The organism is Acinetobacter sp. RF14B, from assembly GCF_006864105.1.
Taxonomy (GTDB): Bacteria; Pseudomonadota; Gammaproteobacteria; order Pseudomonadales; family Moraxellaceae; genus Acinetobacter; species Acinetobacter lwoffii_C.
On sequence record NZ_SMTB01000008.1, the window covers coordinates 34,218 to 51,445 of the forward strand.

18 protein-coding genes and 1 pseudogene are annotated in these 17,228 nt (G+C 42.4%); 13 read left to right on the forward strand and 6 right to left on the reverse strand.

The annotated features are described in order from the left end of the window. The first annotated feature begins 31 nt into the window (after positions 1-31). From E2K52_RS02605 to E2K52_RS02615, 3 genes and pseudogenes are all read left to right on the forward strand, one after another. Positions 32-325, forward strand: a complete 294-nt coding sequence (locus E2K52_RS02605) for a cold shock domain-containing protein (protein ID WP_151203448.1) — start codon at positions 32-34, stop codon at positions 323-325. Between the two features lie 207 nt (positions 326-532). Then, positions 533-895: pseudogene (locus E2K52_RS02610) on the forward strand (hypothetical protein). Positions 896-1,041: 146 nt separating this feature from the next. Then, positions 1,042-1,746: a cold shock domain-containing protein gene (locus tag E2K52_RS02615; RefSeq protein WP_151203449.1), complete on the forward strand. Its 705-nt coding sequence runs from the start codon at positions 1,042-1,044 to the stop codon at positions 1,744-1,746. Between the two features lie 39 nt (positions 1,747-1,785). Here E2K52_RS02615 and gigC read toward each other — a convergent pair whose 3' ends face one another. After that, positions 1,786-2,664 (reverse strand): LysR family transcriptional regulator GigC, encoded by an 879-nt coding sequence (gene gigC / locus E2K52_RS02620; protein WP_151203450.1) that lies wholly within the window; start codon positions 2,662-2,664, stop codon positions 1,786-1,788. Between the two features lie 85 nt (positions 2,665-2,749). Here gigC and E2K52_RS02625 point away from each other — a divergent pair, with 85 nt between their 5' ends. Continuing rightward, positions 2,750-3,511 (forward strand): ferredoxin--NADP reductase, encoded by a 762-nt coding sequence (locus E2K52_RS02625; protein WP_151203451.1) that lies wholly within the window; start codon positions 2,750-2,752, stop codon positions 3,509-3,511. A gap of 85 nt (positions 3,512-3,596) precedes the next feature. Here the strand turns inward: E2K52_RS02625 and E2K52_RS02630 are convergent, their stop codons facing one another. Further along, positions 3,597-4,019 carry a hypothetical protein gene (locus E2K52_RS02630; RefSeq protein WP_151203461.1) on the reverse strand — a complete coding sequence of 141 codons (423 nt, stop codon included), beginning with the start codon at positions 4,017-4,019 and terminating at the stop codon, positions 3,597-3,599. A gap of 426 nt (positions 4,020-4,445) precedes the next feature. Here E2K52_RS02630 and E2K52_RS02635 point away from each other — a divergent pair, with 426 nt between their 5' ends. The 4 genes from E2K52_RS02635 (at position 4,446) to E2K52_RS15040 (ending at position 7,315) form a co-directional block, all read left to right on the forward strand. Further along, complete coding sequence (locus tag E2K52_RS02635) at positions 4,446-4,742, forward strand: hypothetical protein (RefSeq protein ID WP_151203462.1); 297 nt, start codon at positions 4,446-4,448, stop codon at positions 4,740-4,742. Positions 4,743-4,933: 191 nt separating this feature from the next. Continuing rightward, positions 4,934-6,781 carry a mechanosensitive ion channel gene (locus tag E2K52_RS02640; RefSeq protein WP_151203452.1) on the forward strand — a complete coding sequence of 616 codons (1,848 nt, stop codon included), beginning with the start codon at positions 4,934-4,936 and terminating at the stop codon, positions 6,779-6,781. A 70-nt stretch (positions 6,782-6,851) separates the two neighbouring features. Continuing rightward, on the forward strand, positions 6,852-7,031 hold the full coding sequence (locus tag E2K52_RS02645) for a hypothetical protein (protein ID WP_171478789.1): 180 nt from the start codon (positions 6,852-6,854) through the stop codon (positions 7,029-7,031). Positions 7,032-7,171: 140 nt separating this feature from the next. Beyond that, positions 7,172-7,315: a hypothetical protein gene (locus E2K52_RS15040; protein ID WP_153228188.1), complete on the forward strand. Its 144-nt coding sequence runs from the start codon at positions 7,172-7,174 to the stop codon at positions 7,313-7,315. A gap of 67 nt (positions 7,316-7,382) precedes the next feature. On the opposite strand, the gene E2K52_RS02650 is transcribed toward E2K52_RS15040, so the two are convergent. Continuing rightward, on the reverse strand, positions 7,383-8,582 hold the full coding sequence (locus E2K52_RS02650; protein ID WP_151203453.1) for an NAD(P)/FAD-dependent oxidoreductase: 1,200 nt from the start codon (positions 8,580-8,582) through the stop codon (positions 7,383-7,385). A 150-nt stretch (positions 8,583-8,732) separates the two neighbouring features. Next, positions 8,733-9,605, reverse strand: coding sequence for a 1-aminocyclopropane-1-carboxylate deaminase/D-cysteine desulfhydrase (locus tag E2K52_RS02655; protein WP_151203454.1), 873 nt, complete (start codon positions 9,603-9,605; stop codon positions 8,733-8,735). Between the two features lie 184 nt (positions 9,606-9,789). On the opposite strand from E2K52_RS02655, the gene E2K52_RS02660 reads away from it, so the two are divergent. Together E2K52_RS02660 and E2K52_RS02665 are read left to right on the forward strand one after the other, a co-directional pair. After that, complete coding sequence (locus E2K52_RS02660; RefSeq protein WP_151203455.1) at positions 9,790-9,972, forward strand: NF038215 family lipoprotein; 183 nt, start codon at positions 9,790-9,792, stop codon at positions 9,970-9,972. Between the two features lie 102 nt (positions 9,973-10,074). Continuing rightward, complete coding sequence (locus E2K52_RS02665) at positions 10,075-10,698, forward strand: LysE family translocator (RefSeq protein ID WP_151203456.1); 624 nt, start codon at positions 10,075-10,077, stop codon at positions 10,696-10,698. 386 nt (positions 10,699-11,084) lie between these two features. Here the strand turns inward: E2K52_RS02665 and E2K52_RS02670 are convergent, their stop codons facing one another. Further along, positions 11,085-12,068 (reverse strand): MBL fold metallo-hydrolase, encoded by a 984-nt coding sequence (locus tag E2K52_RS02670; protein WP_151203457.1) that lies wholly within the window; start codon positions 12,066-12,068, stop codon positions 11,085-11,087. Between the two features lie 267 nt (positions 12,069-12,335). Here E2K52_RS02670 and E2K52_RS15670 point away from each other — a divergent pair, with 267 nt between their 5' ends. After that, the gene (locus E2K52_RS15670; RefSeq protein ID WP_373688382.1) at positions 12,336-12,452 is read left to right on the forward strand and encodes a hypothetical protein; all 117 of its coding nucleotides are present in this window, start codon (positions 12,336-12,338) and stop codon (positions 12,450-12,452) included. 64 nt (positions 12,453-12,516) lie between these two features. Here the strand turns inward: E2K52_RS15670 and metG are convergent, their stop codons facing one another. Next, a complete protein-coding gene (metG, locus tag E2K52_RS02675; RefSeq protein WP_151203458.1) occupies positions 12,517-14,574 on the reverse strand; it encodes a methionine--tRNA ligase in 2,058 nt (685 codons plus the stop codon). Between the two features lie 313 nt (positions 14,575-14,887). On the opposite strand from metG, the gene E2K52_RS15045 reads away from it, so the two are divergent. Together E2K52_RS15045 and apbC are read left to right on the forward strand one after the other, a co-directional pair. Next, a complete protein-coding gene (locus tag E2K52_RS15045) occupies positions 14,888-15,520 on the forward strand; it encodes a hypothetical protein (RefSeq protein WP_153228189.1) in 633 nt (210 codons plus the stop codon). Between the two features lie 281 nt (positions 15,521-15,801). After that, positions 15,802-17,070 (forward strand): iron-sulfur cluster carrier protein ApbC, encoded by a 1,269-nt coding sequence (gene apbC / locus E2K52_RS02685; protein WP_151203460.1) that lies wholly within the window; start codon positions 15,802-15,804, stop codon positions 17,068-17,070. Positions 17,071-17,228: the final 158 nt, after the last annotated feature.

The window sequence follows — 17,228 nt, forward strand, 5'->3', positions numbered from 1 at the left end:
AATACTGACAGAAGCAGAGTAGGGGATGTTTATGACTTCCGAGCAATATCAAGGAAAAGTACAACAGTACAATCCAGAAAAAGGATTTGGTTTTATTTCTTCACCTGAAGGTGAGATATTTTTTCATATCTCGGATTTCCCTGCTGACTCAGGTGAACCGAAACGCAATGACCGGGTAAAATTTAATGTAGTTCAAAATGGAGATCGCTACAAAGCCATCAAAATTGAACGTGTAGAAGACAAATCCAAGAAAGCCAAAAAAGCCAAAGCGGTAGCAGTCAATACTTCGATTACCTCAGCCCTATTGTCGAATTTAAAGCGTTAATTTTTGCTTGGAAAATACATCCAGAAGGAGGTTTTAGAGCCTCTTTTTTTATTTGAGTATTAGGCTAACGTGATTTGTAGGAGCTTGTGTAATCCAAGTTCTGTATAGCGTTACTAAAACAATAAAATACTCACCAAAGCTCAACAATATCCTTTGAGCCTTTCCATATAAAATACGCATCTGTTGAATGATCTAGGGACATATATCATGTTTACAGATGGAAGAATTAAAAGCTACGATGCCAGACGTGGGACTGGAACGATTGAGCTCATAGAAAAGCCGCAAGAGCTAGATTTTCGCTTACAGGATCTACCTTCCTCTGAGATCGCACCACAAGTCGGGGAGCGACTTAAATTTAGAATAATTGAAGAGCAGAATACGATTCAACTGGACAATATGGTACGTCTGGATATTAAGCGTCAGGAAGAGTAGGTCTCTGAAGTGGTTGCGCTACCGTCTCTAGCTCCTGCAGTGATGGTTACTCCAGTACGCCATACTATTTTCTTTAGCCCCACACTCTGGTTGGCGCTGGTAACAGCGATCGGTTTTATGATTTTTGGAGAAATTTAAGTTAGGTATAAACCGTCCTATTATAATTTTACTAAGCTATTTGTCTCATCATTCAAATACAAAAGCATCGTACGGTGCTTTTTATTTGAGAATTTTAAAGGATTTCTGAATATAATTACTCAAAATATCAAATACAAGAGCTGCTTATGTTTCAAGAGGGGAAGATCAAAACTTATAATCAAGAACGTGGTTTTGGTTTTATCGAAATTGAAGGGGAAGCAAAAGATTTATTCTTCCACATAAAAGATTTCCCAAACAAAAATGTTTTACCAAAAGTTGGGGAAAGGTTAAAGTTTCTAATTGTGGAGGATCAAGGCAAGTTTAAAGCGGATCATATTGTTCGCTTAGATATTTCATATCAAAAGACGCCTTCACCCAGTGTCAGTCAACATAATGATCTTCAGGTAGAAAGAGCAACACTCTATCATCCGCCTAAAAAGCCAGCGTTATCTAAACTGTTTATCAGTATCGGCATAGTTATTATCGTCATACTTGCTGTATTGGCTTATGGAAAATACCAAAACTATAAAATACAAAAGCAACAGCAACTTGAGTATTTAATACAAGAACAAAAAAGGCTGGTTTCAGAACAACGTGCAGCCTTAGGTAATTTACCTGAACAAGGCCTAAACGAACAAGCTAAGAAGAATTTAGAGGTATCCACCAATACCCCTCTTAGAAGTACTACTTCCTCCACTTCAGTGTCGTCACCTTATCAGTGTGATGGCAGAACCCACTGTAGCCAGATGCACTCTTATGATGAAGCGGTATTCTTTTTGCGACATTGCCCTGGTACCCAGATGGATGGAGATGGTGACGGTATTCCTTGTGAACATCAATTTCACCGTTAAAAAAAGCGCCCTTCGGCGCTTTTTTATTTCAACAGAATTCTAAGCTTCACAGAATTTCATAAAGGCCTTAAGACCCGGGCCTTGATATTTCTGACGGTGCACCAGCATAAACAGGGGGCGGGTCAGTGACCAGAATGGGGTGTCCAGAATTACCAGATGACCTTTTTCGAGCAAAGGCTCAACCGCCAGTTTGGAAATACAGGACATGCCAATCCCACCTGCGACAATTTTTAAAATCGCTTCATTATGACCCAGCGTCAAGCGGATTTTGGCATCAGGAACATCTTTCAAAATCGCATTGTCAAAGACCTCACGCGTCCCTGAACCTTCTTCACGCAAGATCCACTCTACAGACTTGAAATCTTTTGCCGTTAAGGCACGGTCAAGCTGTGCCAAAGGGTGGTCGGGCGCACAGCAGACGGCCAGTTCATCATTACGCCAAGGAATACATTGCAGCTGCGGCAGATGACAGGAACCTTCAATTAAGGCCAGATCCAGCTGGAACTGATTGACGGCTTCAATCATCTGTCTGGTATTTCCCACTTGCAGCTGTAAGTGCGCTTGGGGCTGAATTTTTAAGAAACCTGCCATCAGATCAGGCATTAAATAATCTGAAATAGTGAGTGTCGCACCCAGACGTAGATCAATACTCTGTAACTCGCCTTGAGCTGCTTGCTCAAATGCCTCACAACGGCCCAGAATTTCTAGGGCTTGCGGGAGTAAAAAACGGCCCAAATCATTCAGTTGTAAACGTTTTCCGAGCCGATCAAACAAAGGTGCCCCAAGGCCATCTTCTAAATCTGCTAAAGCCATACTCGCCGCACTTTGGGTGAGTTTGACTGCATCACTGGCTTTGGTGACGGTGCCTTCTTGAGCAACTGCTACAAAAACAGCCAGCTGGCGTAAAGTCATGCGCATGAATAGAGCCTTAACATTTAAAAAATATTAATAAATTATAGGGTCATGCTACCATGAGCATAGTCTTTGATGCCACGTTTGAATCATGTCTATTGAAAAATTTAGCCTGGAAAAGGTTTTATCTGTACACCGTTGGACCAATACGCTGTTTAGTTTCACTATGACACGCCCTGCGCATTTTAAATTTACGGCCGGGCAGTTTGCGCGTATTGGCTTAAAAGTCGGAGATCATCTGGTCGTTCGAGCCTATTCAGTCGTGTCATCACCTTTTGATGAGACCCTGGAATTTTTCTCGATTGTGGTGCCGGAGGGGGCATTTACCTCGCATTTGCAGTATTTAAAAGTGGGAGATGAGCTGTATCTGGAAAAAATCCCTTATGGTTTTTTGACGCTTGCACGTTATCAGTTGCCACTGCCTAAAGACTTATGGCTGTTGGGGACGGGAACTGGACTTGCGCCATTTCTTTCAATGCTACAGGACTTTGAAACCTGGATTAAATACGAAAATATTCATCTGGTATATAGCGTGCGTACCGAAGCTGAATTGGCTTATGTGACGCGTATCCAGGAAATTGCTGAAACTTTTGGTGAAGGTCATCGCGGCTTTAAATTTATTCCGATTATTACCCGCGATCCACATGCTGCTTTGCATGATCGTTTACCCGTACTGATTAAAAATGGTCAGCTTGAGAAAGCGGCGGGACTCGAATTTAATCCGGCCAGTAGCCATATTATGCTCTGTGGAAACCCGCAAATGGTAGAAGATACTAAAGAGGCGCTTAAAGCTCGAGGTCTGAGCATGAACCGTCGTGGTGAAGGAAATATTGCAGTAGAGAATTACTGGTAAGTACTTTGCCTCCTCCTTTGGAAAAAGAAACAGGCTTTCTGGCATAAAAAAACCTCCAATTGGGAGGTTTTCTGCTCTTCAACACTTAGTGGACAAACATATCCATAAAATCGCGGATTTCCTGAATCGCGCTATCGACATCGGTTGTTAGCCAGGTCGGCTCAAAGAAGCCTGCATAATGTTCAATCCGCTCAGCAGGTACAACCAAACGCACCGGGCAATCCTCTTCCAGTAAACGCCACGGAATAATGGGAACTTCATTGTCCAGCCACGCCACCACATTTCGCACATCAATCACCATGGCATTGATGCAATCAGGAAAGGGCATGACCGACATTTCCTCGGTACGGCGACGGAAATATTCCAGGTCTTGCCAGCGTAGCAAATAGCCTGGCTTGCTAAACTCAATAATTCCAATCAGATGCTGATCACGAGTATAGTGCAAAGCACACTGATGTGTAATATCAGTGTCAAGATCAAGCGATACACTCTGTTGACGATACGCCATAAAGCTCGAATGCATGAAAAATAAGGTCAATGATTATAGCTTATTTTAAGCAAAGTCGCAGGTCTATTCATTACTAGCGATCTGGGCATGACCTGGACGGGAGCAAAGGGGAGATGGGAAGGATTTTTAGTCTCCCTTATCTATGAAGAATCTGGGCTTACAGCTATCAGTAGAAGTAGCATAAGGGAGGGTTGCAAGAGCGCTTGCCCAGCCTATCTAGGTGATCGCACAAAAAAAATCATTCAAATTTTCAAAAACGTTTAACCCCCTTTAAAACCGGATTCCTGTGCTCAAAAATCAGACTCATTCGTTTGATACATAGAACTTACATCCCGTCACTATCTCACCATGTTTTGTCACAGAAGTGTCGCTAACTGCTTGTTATGATAAAAATCTACTTATGAATAAGAAATAGTGAGGATGGTCATGGGCAATGATTTTAATAACAAACCACCTTCAAATCATCAGGACGAAGTTACACAGAAAAAACGTATCCCCGTCTATATTTTGATTTTAGTCGGTATCTTTTTGCTCGCCGTATTATTCTATATGTTTGCGGATATGGAGCCAGATTCCCCTGCGGAACGGCCTAATACGCCTGTACCAGCGACGACAGCTCCTGCGAGTACTGGCCCGAACACAGGCGGTGAAAGTACCGAGGCGACAGCGACTGATACAGAAGCGACGGCAACGGCAACTGATACTGCACAGGCTAATCAATAAGGTACAGATCAAAAAAGCTCTGGTTAATCACTGGGGCTTTTTTAATGGATTGTGGTGTTTTCTAAGCTCTGCATATCCAGAGCGTCTGAATAGATAAAGTCCAGGCTGTATAAGGAAGAAGCCAAGTATTTAAAACTCTAAGGCTTTCAAATTCAGATAAATAGCGTGATAACAAAGAGGGCATAAAACACATGAATGATTATATGAGAGGTCCACGCGGGGGCTATGATGCCATGTACTATTGGGATCAGTTTCATCCCATAATCAGTGCAGTTGCCATATTAATTGTTGGCTGGATCATTGCACTACTGGTTTCTGCCGGAATTAAGAAGCTTTTGCAGAAGCTCGGGACAAATAGGCACCTGAGTACCGCAACCGGACATCGCTCCAACATGGAAAGCATTATTGCCCGGGTCGTCTTTTGGCTGATTCTGATCATTGCTGTGATAGGTGCATTTAATGTGCTGAACCTGACAGGGATCAGTGACCCCTTCAGTAGCATGATCCAGCAGTTCTTGCTATTTATTCCACAATTGCTGGCCGCTATTGCAGTCGGCTTTATTGGTTGGATAGTGGCAAATCTGGTGAAAATGGGTTTGCAGAAAGTGCTGAACCGTACCCAACTGGATGAAAAGCTCAGTGCAGAAGTTGGCGTCAGTCCAATTAGCCAGAATATCAGTGAAATTGTTTACTGGTTAATTTTATTACTATTCTTGCCAATTGTATTGTCGATCCTCGGATTAGACGGCCTGTTATTGCCAGTTCAGAACATGGTGACAGACGTTGTCAGTTATCTTCCGAATATTTTCATTGCTGCAGTCATTGTATTTGTCGGTTATATTCTCGCAAAAATTGTCCGCGGTATTGTGGAGGGTTTGCTGAACAGTCTGAATGTACAGCATCAGGCTGAAAAAGTCGGGATCTTCAAGAACTCGAATGTCGCTCAGGTACTGGGTTCATTTGTCTTTGCAGTGGTGATTATCACATCGCTGATCATTGCCTTTGAAGCGCTTGGAATTGAAGCGATTTCTGAGCCGGCAACTGCCATGCTGTATGAAATCATGCATGCCATTCCAAATATTATTGCGGCAGCCCTGATTCTGATCTTGGCTTATGTGGTTTCTAAACTGGTAGCACGTCTGGTCACAGAAGTTGTTGCAGGCACAGGTGTCGATGAAATTCCAGCCAAGCTTGATGTACAACGTTTCTTTGGTAGCACTAAACTTTCCAATGTGGTGGGTTACCTGATCATTCTGTTTACCATGCTGTTCGCGGTTTCTGAAGCCGCCAACCGTCTTGGCTTTGAACAGATCAGTGGTCTGATTGCCATGTTTATCTATTTTGGTGCGAATATTCTGCTGGGTGCGGTGATTCTGGTCATCGGTTTCTGGCTGGCCAATATCGTGGCAAATATTGTACAACGTGGTGAATATAACAGTTCACGCTGGTTAGCTAATCTGGTACGTGTCCTGATCATGGGACTGGTTATTGCCATGGGTCTGCGTGCAATGGGCATTGCAGATTCGATCGTGAACCTGGCATTTGGTCTGACGCTGGGTGCGGTAGCTGTTGCCTTTGCCTTGGCTTTTGGTCTGGGTGGTCGTCAGCCTGCAGAACGTGTCTTGACTGATCTGATTGACAAGGCAAAACGTGAAGCCAAGGAACCGAATCCAGTCAAGGATAAAGCTGAAAATAGCATGTTTTCAGGATTAGGCGCCAAGACTGCTACTACAGGTACAAGTGTCGCCGATAGGGCAGGTACGACAGGTTCTGCCTTCACCACCCCGGGAGCTACTGGTTCAGATTCAGATCCTAACGATCTGTCGAATACGACACCAGCAACGCTCACTACTGCACCACTACAAGATGATGATGCATCTATTGATTCGGTCACTCCGGATGCCGATCAGGCTGTCCCGGATTCAGTCAAAGTTGATCCGGCTCATCCGCCAGCCAATAATCCATTTGGCTCAACAGGTGAGGACGAACCTGGTATAGATATTGATCATTCTACTCAGAAAAAAGATGACCTGAAATAACCTGTTCAGGACCAACAGAATCGGCCACGCTTAAGTGGCCGATTTTGCTAGTGAAAAAAGGGAAATAATTATGGCAAAAGCACCGAATAAGTTTTTAGCGCCCGTGGTTATTGCTGGAATTACTGTAGGCTTTTTAGCAGGGGCACGCCGGTTTATTTTTGTAAAATCTCAACGTGCTAAAAGCAGACAAAATGAAAATCAAGTCCACTCACCAGAAGGTACGGATGAGGAAATGCAAAATAATGATTGAAATTAATACTGGATTTGGTATTTTTCATAAGAGTGATATATGAAATATTACTTAAAATATAGATACTTAAATTTAATATTCCTGTCATATAAAGTATTTAAATTAAGTTCAAAGGAATGAAAATAATGAGGGTAATTTCAATGCTAAATAATTTATGGACGACATTCACAGACACAGTACAGCAACCACAGCATATTGCAGAAGCTGTAGAGAAAATGGATCTGACGATTGAACGTCTTTCTTCTCTAGACGTTCTATTGTTTCAAACAGACTATCTTGAATAAGTTTGCAAGTGAAAGATAAAAAGAGCTGAATGATTCAGCTCTTTTTTTATGTCTGGATTTGAATAGATTAAACATATTCTGAGGCAGCATGCGCAGAAGCCCAGGCCCATTGGAAGTTGAAGCCACCCAAATGGCCGGTGACATCCAGAACTTCACCTACAAAATACAGACCTTTTTGCTTCTTGCTTTCCATGGTTTTGGAAGATACTTCGGTGGTATCCACACCGCCTAAAGTGACTTCGGCAGTACGGTAACCCTCTGTTCCTGACGGCTTTAATTCAAAGCCCTGTATACGCTTGGCAATCTGCTCCAGCTTGTCATCACTGAGATTACCAATAGGGGTATCGGCGACCTCAGCCCAGACCAGGTTTTGTAGTTCAATCACGACACTTTTCGGTAGATGTTCACTTAATAAAGTGCGGAGTAAAACTTTAGGTTGTCCCTGTTTTTTACGCTTGAAGAAATTAATCAAATCCATACTCGGTAAAAAGTCGACCTTAAAGCTTTGGCCCACATCCCAGTAGTTGGACAATTGCAGGGAGCTGGGACCACTTAAACCGCGATGGGTAAATAACAGCGCTTCGGTAAAGCTGTTTAAATCATTGGATAAGGTTGCTTCAATGGCGTTGCCACTCAGACGGGTGGTAACTTCTTTAAAGTGATCCGAGAAGGTAAAAGGCACCAGACCGGCACGAGTTGGATAGACATGATGGTCAAACTGTTTGGCAATCTCATAGCCGATTCCTGAACCTCCTAAGGTCGGAATCGACAGGCCGCCAGACGCCACTACCACAGACTCTACTTCAAAATAGCCCAGAGAGGTAGCCACCTGAAAACCTTGCTCTGCGACCGTATTCACTGCTTTTACTTCACAACTGGTCTTAATCTCAACCAGACCGGTCTTATCACACTCTGCCAGCAGCATTGACAGGATTTCTTTGGCTCCATTTAAGGTAAACAGCTGTCCATGTTTGCGTTCTTCATATTCGATGCCATATTCACAGACCAAACCAATAAAATCCCAGTTGCTATAACGGCTTAGAGCTGAAATCACAAAATGCGGATTATGTGAAATATAATTACTTGTTTCGACATACAGGTTGGTGAAATTACATTTTCCGCCACCCGACATTAAAATTTTCTTACCGACCTTGTTGGCCTTTTCGACGACCAGCACTTTGCGACCACGTTGTGCAGCCATATACGCCGTCATTAAACCTGAAGCACCGGCACCTATGACTAAAACATCGTATTGCTTGGAAGACATGACACACTCAAGGGAGAAGAAAAGGAAAGCATTATAGACAATTTTATTTCAGCTTTCTCTATTCATACTGAGCTAAAAGCTGAATCGTGGAGGCTGAACCGCTATTGATCTAAAATACTTTTAAAAGATGAGGAAATGAACGCTATGAATTTAGGAGCAGATTTTAAGGTTCTTAGCTTGTAAACCCCCTGTATGAATGACCAGCAGTTTTGATCCTGCCGGGAAATATCCTTGCGTAATGAGCTCAAAGAGACCCATCAGCATTTTTCCGGTATAGACCTGTTCCAGAGGAATATCATATTTAGCTTCAAAATCTTGAATAAACTGGATAAGGGCAGGCGTGGTTTTGGCATATCCCCCGCAGCAATAATCATCGAGAATGGACCAGTTCTTTTTTACTGTGAATTTGGCAACCTCATCTTTTAGAAAATCACCTTTCAAGGCAGAAAATCCTAATAACTGCTGGTGAGGATGACTGGCTTCAATCAGACCTGTTAAGGTGCCTCCTGTACCCACTGCACAGCAGATGACATCAAACTGTTCATCGTCTGGTCTTAAAATTTCCCGACAGCCTTGAATGGCCAAGGTATTGGTGCCGCCTTCAGGAATCAGATAATGTTCAGAAAATTGTTGCGTCAGCTCTTGCAAATAGTCAGGTTGATGCCGGCGCTGATATTCCTCACGGCTGACAAAGTGCAGCTGCATACCGAGCTCTTGTGCCAGTGCCAAAGTCGGATTTAGTTCTTTATCTTTTAATTCTGCACCACGGATAATACCGACACTTTTAAAATTAAACTGATGTGCGGCAAAAGCCGTAGCTGCAATATGATTGGAGTAAGCACCACCAAAGGTCAATAGTTGGTGATAACCGGCTCGTTGCGCTTCAAGAAAGTTATATTTCAGCTTAAAAAATTTATTGCCTGATATATGAGGATGCACCAGATCCAGACGGCGCACCGTCACCGAAATATTCTGAATTAAAAAGTGCTGATCTGGAATAGTATGGGCAAGAGCGTCAAACATAAGCATTAAAAAAATTGAAAGACAAGAAATCAGAATAAGCTGAAAATGAGCAAATTGAAGATAAGCTGCAGGCTAATCGGTGGCTTATCAATAAAAAACGGACTCACATTGTCACAATTTAGTTGCTGAAAATTTAAACCACAGTGCTAGTCTGATAAAGACAACCTCATTGAGGATAACAATAATGAAAATATTATTCTATGTTGCCTTGAGTATTGTCGGACTGAGTTTGACCGGCTGTGAGGATCCGCTCAACAAACCCAGAACGGATACCCGTACCATGATTATTGGAGGCGTGCCAGTGCATGATCAGGATTATCAGCTGCGAGATGAACATCTTATTGTCCAGAATCAGTTAAAACCTTAACACCTTCATCTGGTTGAAATTCAGGATAAATACAAAATTTTTTAAAGCAAATAATCAGATTTTTGTTTAAAATAAGAACCCGATTTTTAGGTAGGTCATCTCGTGGAATCATTCTGGATTTTAGGCTCGATTGCTTTTGCCCTCATGTTAGGTGCAATGAGTCCTGGGCCAACCTCTATCTATGTGGCAAAAAATTCCATTGCAATTTCACGTAAACATGGCTTATTTACTGCACTAGGCACCGGTTTAGGTGCGGCGGTTTTTGGCTTGCTCGCTGTGCTAGGTTTACAGGCCTTTTTACTGGCCGTTCCTTCGGCTTATCTGGCCTTAAAGATCTGTGGCGGTTTGTATCTGCTGTGGCTGGCATTTAAAATTATTAAACATGCTAAAGAACCTCTTGAGACAGACACCGCTATCAGCAAGCAGATATCTTTAAGTCGCGCTTTTACCACCGGCCTGATTACCCAACTGTCCAATCCAAAAATTGCGATTGTATTGGCCAGTATTTTTACGGCACTTTTACCGAAAGAAATTCCCACTTATTTTTATATTGTTCTGCCAGTATTGTGCTTTTTTATTGATGCAGGCTGGTGCTCTCTGATCGCTGTGGCTCTGTCTGCGGAAAAGCCACGCCGTGTGTATTTAAAGTTTAAGGCAATATTCGACCGGGCAGCAGGTGCAGTCATGACCGTGCTCGGCTTGAAGTTAATTTTTGGCATGAAGTAAGTTTATTATTCACTTTAGCTGCATATCCAGATTTAGGTTCTGTGTTTGCAAAAGCATGAAATGCTGATTGGTATGATTGCTTAAAGTTTATAAATGATGGACATGAAAGCACATAAAAAACATATAAATGAAGCTGATCTCTGTCGCTATAAAAATATGCAAAACAGCGCCAGAACTTATTAAAAACAAGACAGATCGGGAGTGTAGTTTTTTTATTTTTAACTCTTATTCTGCCTTGCTTTCGATCCACACAAGCTCTGTTATTTGTTAGATAACACTTCCTGCTGCGCGTAGCGAAAAGCTCTTTGCATATTTCAGTCAAGTTGAGGGGGGAAAGCCTAATTCTTCTCCAATCTACTCCTCATTAAGCGATCCCAAGACAGTTGTTAATCCTTGAAGTGTATAGGCATCCACTGATAGCTTTTTCCCTCCTTTGAATAAATATGTCCAATTCCAGGGAAAGGTAAATGCGGAGCTGCAATCGTTTGTCCTTGCTTGGCATAGTTTGCGAAAGATTTTAAGCGGGTTTCTACCGCTTTTTTCGGATCAATATCAAAGTCGACCGTGGTGTGAGGCCGGTCAAACTGAATACTGTGTGAATGTACTATATCTCCAATAAAAATCAGCTCCTGACCCTGTGATTTTAAGCTAAGACCAAAATGTCCCGGCGTATGTCCTGCCGAACTGATGACATGAAATCCATGAATTTTGTCACCAGATTTAAAAGTTTTAAGCTGATCTTTAGCCTGATAAGGAGCAATGGCTTTTTTGATTTTATCTACAGTAGCTGCAAAAGCTGCACGCTTTTGTTGCGGCAAGTGTTCTACACTTTTTGGATTCATCCAGAAATCCAGTTCAGTTTGAGAAATATAGACGGTCGCATTGGGGAAATTTGCACTGCCATGATTACTGATGCCACAAACATGGTCAGGGTGTAAATGGGTGAGCAGGATAGTACTGACTTGCTCTGGTTTTTGTCCTGAAGTCTGTAAATTGGAATATACCGAACCCAAATGAGGACCATTACAGCTGGCAGTGCCACTATCGACCAAAGTTAATCCTTTTCCATCATTCACTAAAAACGCATTCACCGAAGTCTGAATGCCGTGGCTGTGGTGGATATAATATTTTTTGAGAATCTGATTTATTTCAGCTGCAGGCAGGTTTTTAAATAAGGTTTGGGATAAATAATTGCTCCCATCAAGCAGCGCCGTAATTTGATAATCTCCAAAGCTGTGTTGATAATAACCGAGAACCTGTTTCTGTTGCGGTAGAGTCGAAGACGGAGCTTGGGCATGGGTTGGAGAAACGCCAACAAGTGAACTGAAAGCAAATACGGATAGGGCTAAAGGGACAGTTAAATATTTCATGGCTATTCTTATGTAATTGAAGTCAATTTTATGTATTAGCATGAATATCATTAAAAAAGAATATGAATATATTTACCTTTTTACAAGGCCAAGCATATATTTTCTTCTGTACTAAAAATGCAGTCTGCACCTGTATATTAAATTTTTTGAGAAACAAAACCTGTATTTTTATTAAAATATTATTGTAAACAGATTGTTTAGATATATTTCACTTTTCATGAAAAGACCGTTAGTATGGGGAGATAACGAACAGTTTTGAGTGCCACTATGAGTTTCTGGAAAAGAAAGAACAATGCCAACTTTGTGTTTTTCATCATAACGTTATATTCATTGCTGGGCTTCGGCATTGGCTATGTAATCTGGGAATTTGTGCTGCAAGGCTGAGCGGTTTAGAAATAAAAAAGCCTCTAAATCAATAGAGGCTTTTTTCTTATCTTAGACCTAAATCTTAAGACACTTTATCACCCGGTTTAGCTCCCGTTTCAGGGGAAATCACCCAAACACCTTCGCCATTGCCTGCGGCTAAGACCATACCGTTAGAAATACCGAAACGCATTTTACGTGGGGCTAAGTTCGCTACCATCACCACCAATTTACCTTTGAGGTCGTCAGGCTTATAGAACTCACGGATACCACTGAACACATTGCGTGGTTCAGCTTCCCCCACATTTAAAGTGAGTTGAAGCAGCTTGTCAGAACCTTCAACCGTAGCGGCCTGCAAAACTTCAGCAACACGCAGGTCAACCTTCATAAAATCATCAATATGAATGATTTCAGCTTCACCGACTTTAGGTTCGGGCTTTTTCTCAGTCTTCTTCTCTTTTTTCTTTTCAGTTTTTGCAGGTTCAGCTGTAGCAGTCAAAGAATCTTTAGACGCATCGACCATCGCTGCAACCGCTTTGGGGTCTACACGTTGCATCAGCGGTTGGAACAATGCAATTTCGTGATCCACCAGAATTTCGGTACGAGAGGCAAAATCGAAAGCAGCCAGTTTCAGGAAGTCCTGAACCTGAGTAGCCAGGGCTGGAAGAACAGGAGCCAGGTAAACAGCCAATTGACGGAACAGGTTAATGCCTACCGAGCAGACTTCATGAACTTGTTGCTCTTCACCTTCAACTTTGGCTAAAGCCCAAGGTTTTTTCTCATCAATATATTGGTTTGCTTTGTCTGCAAGTGCCATAATTTCACGAATGGCCGTTGAGAACTCACGTGCTTCGTAAGCTTGAGCGATTGAATCACCAGCATCAATAAAGCTTTGCACCAGTTCAGGTTCTGCACAACTTGCTGATAATTTATTGTCAAACTTGGTATTGATGAACTTGGCACAACGACTGGCAATGTTGACTACTTTACCGACCAGGTCGGAGTTTACTTTCTGAACAAAGTCTTCAAGATTTAAGTCAGAATCTTCCACTTTGTCAGACAGTTTAGAGGCAAAGTAATAACGCAGATATTCAGGATTCAAATGCTGTAAATACGTTTCCGCTTTAATAAAGGTGCCGCGAGATTTCGACATTTTCTGACCATTCACAGTCAAGAAACCGTTGACGAATAAACCAGTTGGAGTACGGTAATTCGCGCCTTCCAACATGGCTGGCCAGAACAGGGCATGGAAATACACGATGTCTTTACCAATGAAGTGATAGACTTCATTTTTAGAATCTTTTTTCCAGAAATCGTCAAAGCTTAAATCAGGACGTTGGGTTTTAACGTAGTTTTCAAAGCTCGACATATAACCAATCGGCGCATCCACCCAAACATAGAAATATTTGTTTGGCGCATCTGGAATTTCAAAACCGAAGTATGGCGCATCACGGGAAATATCCCAGTCTGACAACCCAGCTTCAAACCATTCATCTAATTTGTTGGCAATAGAGACTGGTAAACGGCCTTTATCACGGGTCCATTGTTGCAGGTATTCTGCAAAGTTCGGCAGTTTAAAGAAATAATGATCTGAAGATTTTTCAACAGGGGTCGCGCCACTTAAGGTTGATTTTGGATCAAGTAGTTCAGTGGCATTATAAGTCGTACCGCAAACTTCACATGAGTCGCCGTATTGATCTTCCGCCTTACATTTAGGGCAGGTGCCTTTAATAAAACGGTCTGACAGGAACATGCCTTTTTCAGGATCAAACAACTGGGTAACAGGGCGAACGGCAATATTGCCTGCTTCACGGTTTTTGATATAGATTTCTGATGCACGCGCGCGGTTGGTATCGCTATGGGTAGAATCATAATGATCAAAATGCACACCAAAACCGTCAAAGTCGCGAATGTGTTCAGTTTGCACATTGGCAATTTGCGCTTCAGGCGAAATACCATTGGCTTCAGCACGCAACATGATCGCGGTACCATGAGCATCATCCGCACAGACATAAGTCACGTCATGACCCATCGCACGCATTGCACGAACCCAGATATCTGCTTGGATATAACCAAGTAAGTGACCCATATGAATGGGGCCATTGGCATAGGGAAGGGCATTGGTGACTAGGATTTTACGCACGGATTCACTCTCTCATTCATATTCATTATGCAATGGGCCACAATTTTACATGATGCCGGAGGGATTACAAAGCAATGCTTTGTCTGAAACACCACTAATTAGGACAGCTAAATATCTGAAATTCAAATAGCGGACAGATTAAAGCCGGCTAAGGCTAAAAAATAGAAGAATTGCACAGCTGCTACATCCTGCAAATAACAGCAACAACATGTACAGGCTTTGTTGCAGTTTGCTTAATTCCCCCCGACTCCCTACGTACTTTATGCTAAAAACGTTTGATGATTTAAATAAAATTTAGCTTAGGAGAGTACTCATGACTCAACATCAACAGACCAGTACATCGAAGCAACACCAAGATAAAACCCAGCAGACAAAAGCCTTAAATCAGAAAATTGAACAAGAGCAAAAGCAAAACGAGAATGATAAACAGCACAATCAGCATCATCAGGAAGAGCCAGGTGCCAAACCGCACAAGGCGGATCCAAATACTGACACCGAGAGTAAGCAAAGTTCTCAGGCAGCAGATAGTGAATCAGTAGAATCACAGCATGCTTCGAAGGATAGCCAATCTGATAGCACGGGTCAGTCTGATAAAAAGACAGAAACCCAGGAAAGACTAGAACAGCTTAAAACTGAAGCTGGACAAAAATTTGAAGAAGCTAAGCACAAAGCCACTGAACTTGCTCATGATGCTTCAATTAAGCTGGGTGAGTTGAAAACTCAGGCGACTGAAAAATTTGATGAACTCAAAAAAATGGCGACCGAAAAGCTGACTCAAATGAAGAAAGATCATCAAGCTGCGGACGGGCAAGCTGAAAATACCCACATGAAGGATGATGAAAAGCAGGATTTGACCGAAGCAGAGACGCACAATCAATCATCTATGCAGGATACAGCCAAGAAGGATCAGGCTGATAAGGACACGTCTTACAACACTCAAAAATAATAAAGAATGATCTGCCAAGCGACCACTTCCGAAAGGGATTGAAGTGGTCTTTTAAGGCAGGAGTGAATAAAAATAACTAAAATTTTTAGGCATATAAAAGACAGAAAGAGCGACAAGGCCATTATTTAGCGGTATTAAATCAGAAAAAATATAAAAACCGACTAAAATAGTAGGAAATAGTGCTATAAATATATCTCTGGTTCAAGACAATGCTTAACCTTCTACCCAAACCTCGTTAAACTAAGTACTTCAGTTGTCTCAGCCTAATTTTGGAGTAACCTATGTCGTGGCTTTCTTCGCTTAAATCGGTTTTTTCGCCTTCCAAGGAAGTGAACGAAGAAGCTGTGCAGCACATACTCCAAAACTACATTTTGCCGAATTCCAGTCATGCCTTGAAAGATCGTATTACTCAGGTCAATGTGCAAGGCGAGATTTTACAAATTACTTTAAATACTTACCCGGAAGAAAAAGAGCAATTACAACAGATTCATGATGAACTGGCAGATGCGCTAGAAAAATGTGGTATTAAAGAGCTAAATATGCATGTCATTCAGCAGAAAACTGGCCATAAATCTACGCAATCAGGTGGGTGCGGACATTCGCATGCCGCGGGGGAAAGCTGCTCTACGACGGACCAGATGCCAACAGGCAAAAGCAATTTACCGCCTGTAGTTGATGCTTCAGGTGGTACAGCTTCAACGGAAGAGGCTGATCCTAATAATCCGCCAATTCAAAAAGCTGCACCCCAACAGCGTGATGTAGCGAAACATCCCCGTATTCAGAATGTGATTTTAGTATCCTCTGGCAAAGGCGGTGTAGGCAAGTCCACCACGACCGTCAACCTGGCATTGGCCTTGCAAAAACTCGGTCTAAAAGTGGGGGTGCTGGATGCTGATATTTATGGTCCAAGTATTCCCACCATGCTGGGTAATGCCGGTAAAACGCCAATGATTGAAGCCGAGCAGTTTGTGCCCTTAGATGCTTATGGCATGCCGGTATTATCTATTGGCCATTTAACAGGTGATCATAATACTCCCGTGGCTTGGCGTGGGCCAAAAGCCACGGGTGCCTTGATGCAGCTGTTTAACCAGACCCTATGGCCGGATCTGGATGTTTTGATGATTGATATGCCGCCAGGCACAGGCGATATTCAATTAACACTTGCTCAGCGTATTCCAGTAACAGGCGCCGTGATTGTGACCACACCGCAAAATGTGGCCTTAATGGATGCCACCAAAGGTATTGAATTATTCAATCGGGTGCAGATTCCAGTGATGGGTGTCGTCGAGAATATGTCGACCCATATCTGTTCGAACTGCGGTCATGAAGAACAGATCTTTGGTACGGGTGGCGGCAACCAACTGGCAGAACAATATGACATTCCATTACTGGGACGCTTACCTTTAAATGTGCAAATTCGTGAAAATGCCGATGCCGGTAAACCTTCGGTGATTGCTGGAGATGATGCTGCTGAAAGTTACATGGCTATTGCCCAGAAAATTGCAGATCGCTTGCCGCAAGCAGAAAAAGATAAAACTCGTATTTTCTAAGATTTTATAGTGAAAAAAAGAGAGCCTCGGCCACTGCTGTCCCATAGTTTGCTTTAAATAAAAAAACCTGAGTCCTAACAGTTAAAATATGAGTGCAAACAAACACTTTAACGACTAGGATTCAGGTTTTGTCACATCAGAATACCGTATTTCATGAG

Excerpts from the sequence above, each read along its gene's own strand:
- E2K52_RS02605 (WP_151203448.1), top strand. The coding sequence starts at position 32 with ATGACTTCCGAGCAATATCAAGGAAAAGTACAACAGTACAATCCAGAA.
- E2K52_RS02615 (WP_151203449.1), top strand. The coding sequence starts at position 1,042 with ATGTTTCAAGAGGGGAAGATCAAAACTTATAATCAAGAACGTGGTTTT.
- gigC (WP_151203450.1), bottom strand. The coding sequence starts at position 2,664 with ATGCGCATGACTTTACGCCAGCTGGCTGTTTTTGTAGCAGTTGCTCAA.
- E2K52_RS02625 (WP_151203451.1), top strand. The coding sequence starts at position 2,750 with ATGTCTATTGAAAAATTTAGCCTGGAAAAGGTTTTATCTGTACACCGT.
- E2K52_RS02630 (WP_151203461.1), bottom strand. The coding sequence starts at position 4,019 with ATGGCGTATCGTCAACAGAGTGTATCGCTTGATCTTGACACTGATATT.
- E2K52_RS02635 (WP_151203462.1), top strand. The coding sequence starts at position 4,446 with ATGGGCAATGATTTTAATAACAAACCACCTTCAAATCATCAGGACGAA.
- E2K52_RS02640 (WP_151203452.1), top strand. The coding sequence starts at position 4,934 with ATGAATGATTATATGAGAGGTCCACGCGGGGGCTATGATGCCATGTAC.
- E2K52_RS02645 (WP_171478789.1), top strand. The coding sequence starts at position 6,852 with ATGGCAAAAGCACCGAATAAGTTTTTAGCGCCCGTGGTTATTGCTGGA.
- E2K52_RS15040 (WP_153228188.1), top strand. The coding sequence starts at position 7,172 with ATGCTAAATAATTTATGGACGACATTCACAGACACAGTACAGCAACCA.
- E2K52_RS02650 (WP_151203453.1), bottom strand. The coding sequence starts at position 8,582 with ATGTCTTCCAAGCAATACGATGTTTTAGTCATAGGTGCCGGTGCTTCA.
- E2K52_RS02655 (WP_151203454.1), bottom strand. The coding sequence starts at position 9,605 with ATGTTTGACGCTCTTGCCCATACTATTCCAGATCAGCACTTTTTAATT.
- E2K52_RS02660 (WP_151203455.1), top strand. The coding sequence starts at position 9,790 with ATGAAAATATTATTCTATGTTGCCTTGAGTATTGTCGGACTGAGTTTG.
- E2K52_RS02670 (WP_151203457.1), bottom strand. The coding sequence starts at position 12,068 with ATGAAATATTTAACTGTCCCTTTAGCCCTATCCGTATTTGCTTTCAGT.
- E2K52_RS15670 (WP_373688382.1), top strand. The coding sequence starts at position 12,336 with ATGAGTTTCTGGAAAAGAAAGAACAATGCCAACTTTGTGTTTTTCATC.
- E2K52_RS15045 (WP_153228189.1), top strand. The coding sequence starts at position 14,888 with ATGACTCAACATCAACAGACCAGTACATCGAAGCAACACCAAGATAAA.
- apbC (WP_151203460.1), top strand. The coding sequence starts at position 15,802 with ATGTCGTGGCTTTCTTCGCTTAAATCGGTTTTTTCGCCTTCCAAGGAA.